Annotated in this window: 2 protein-coding genes; both read left to right on the forward strand. The window is 54.5% G+C overall.

What is annotated here, in order from left to right; genetic code table 11:
- On the forward strand, positions 1 to 1,522 hold a 1,522-nt coding region (locus ABX962_RS34700), incomplete at its 5' end, for a matrixin family metalloprotease (protein WP_372726233.1).
- Between the two features lie 87 nt (positions 1,523 to 1,609).
- The coding region (locus tag ABX962_RS34705) for a M28 family peptidase (RefSeq protein WP_372726234.1) at positions 1,610 to 2,467 on the forward strand (858 nt) is incomplete at its 3' end.

The raw sequence follows: 2,467 nt of genomic DNA on the forward strand, positions 1-2,467 counted from the left end.
AACCGGACTGACCGATTCGATTGATATCTCGTTTGCGAATATTGATGGCGGCGGGGGTACGCTGGCGCAAGCCTATTTCCCTGATGATGTGAACCCTGCACGAATTGCAGGAGATGTCCAATTCGACATATCCGAGATTTGGGAGGTTGGCAACTCGTTGGGCAATCAAGCGTTCGATCTTGTTTGGGTCGCAGCTCACGAAATCGGGCATTCACTTGGGTTGGACCATTTGGCGGATTTAGGATCAGTGCTCCAGCCATATGTTTCACCCAATCAGCAGTTCACTGAACTGGACGCCAGCGACGTTGCCGAAGCGTTAATGCTGTATGCCGCCGCGACGGTCACCGAAACGAGCGATGATCCCGTCGTCGACACGCCTATTGATGATACGCCGGTTGACGAGACAACCGACGAAGATCCAAGTAATACCGCCGATCCAGATGCGGAAATCCCCGACGACGCACCGGATGACACGCCCGACTCGGAGGACGATCCGTTTCCACGGCGACGTTGGCGTCGTGGCGGAAACTGGCATCGCTGGGGAGGCAGGCTCGAAGCGGATGTCCCCGAGAACCATAATCTGTATGACCCAACCGACGCCAACGATGACGGTTCGACGTCCGCACTGGATGCGTTGGTGATTATCAACCAATTGAGCAGGACCAACGACTCGGTGACCGGATTTTCCGATGTCAACGGCGACGGATCCGTCACGGCGCTTGATGCTTTGTTAGTGATCAACTCGCTGGGCTCGACGCAAGCGGCAGGAACGAGCGAGTTGATCGTGGTCGCCGAGCAAGTGGATTCGCTCGAAGACAGTGTCGACAACGAAGACGAACTCGTGAACGATACGCCTTCGGTGGGGAACGACGACGACACGGACGTGGTGACGGACGACGATGACAGTATCGTTGACGCAGATGACAGCTCCATTGACGATGGCGGGTTAACCGACGAGGAGGGCGAAGTCGACGAGGATTCCGCTCTTTGTGATCACGAGCGTTTCACGTTCTTGGGTCACCCCAATCATCACTTTGAGCGACAACTACCGTTTCGAGTTGGTTTCGATCAATTACTCGCTCGTTATGATGCAAACGAAGACGGATCACTCAGCGAAGAAGAATTGCCAGAGGCGGTTTGGAGTCGATTGTCGGATGATGAGGTTGACGCCGACGACGATGGTTTGATCAGCTCGGATGAGTTCGACCTGTTTGCCGAAGCGGAGCTTGCGGAACATTTTTCCGACAAAGATAGCAACGACGACGGGCTGTTGAGCGTGGAGGAAGTGGGCCGCTTTTGGCAGAAATTGATGGCGGCGGACACCAATACTGATGGGGGAGTCTCCTTGGACGAATTTGCTGCCTGGCTCGAAACCCGAGAAACCGAGAAATTGATTCCCTCGGCGGAATCGACGCAGACAGCTTTGTCAGCTCGAGCGTCGATCCGGACGAACGTCAGTGCCGCGAATTTCGACAGTCTCTTTGCTCAACTGGGGCGACGTGGCGGTCGGGGCCGCCGCTAAAGGAAGTCTTTCGTTTCACTTTGACTTGGCCCGCTTGGGACTGTATTTTCGGTGCAACCTGTGCCTGAGCGGCAAGTGAACCGAAGCATGACTCCCCCCAGAGCGTCCCTGTTGATGAGCGATGAAATCGAAGCCAATCTTCGTCTGCATGTCGATCGAATCGCCGGATTGATCGGTCCTCGCACGCTCGATCGGCCAAAGTCGATGAAAGCGACGACCGGTTACATCGCAGGCCAATGGAACGCGATGGAATATGACGTTCAAGAGCAGCACTACGATGCGATGGGCGAGCCTGCGACGAATTTGTTCGTGCAGAAAAACGGAACGAAGCGGTCCGACGAGATCGTTTTGTTAGGCGCCCACTACGACACCGTTGCGGGAACCCCTGGTGCGGACGACAACGCGTCCGCCGTCGCGGTAATGATCGAAGTCAGTCGGCTTCTACGGCAACACACTGGTAAACGCTCGGCGAGGTATGTTGCGTTCACATGCGAGGAGAAACCCTATGGCGATTTTGATGCAATGGGCAGTCAGTACCACGCACGTCAATCGAAACAACAGGGCGAGAAAATTATCGGGATGCTGTGCCTCGAAATGGTCGGGTATTTTTGTGACGAAATTGGATCACAAAAAGTACCACCATCGATCCCTCGGTCGCTTCATCGGTTTTTTCCCAAACGAGGCAATTTCTTAGCAGCGGTTGGAAACCCAGCCTCGTGGAAACTGAATTGGCAATTTCGACGAGGCTTTAAACGTGGAACCAAAATGCCGCTGTTCTCAATCGTGCTACCAGAAAAGGTCAGTGAGATCCGTCGCAGCGACAACAGTTCGTTTTGGGACCATGGCTTTGCGGCGCTGATGTTGACCGACACCAGCTTCTTACGCAATTCAAATTACCATCAAGCTTCGGACACCCCCGAAACGCTCGATTACAAACGGATGAGC

Source organism: Novipirellula sp. (assembly GCF_041583735.1).
Classification (GTDB): Bacteria; Planctomycetota; Planctomycetia; order Pirellulales; family Pirellulaceae; genus Novipirellula.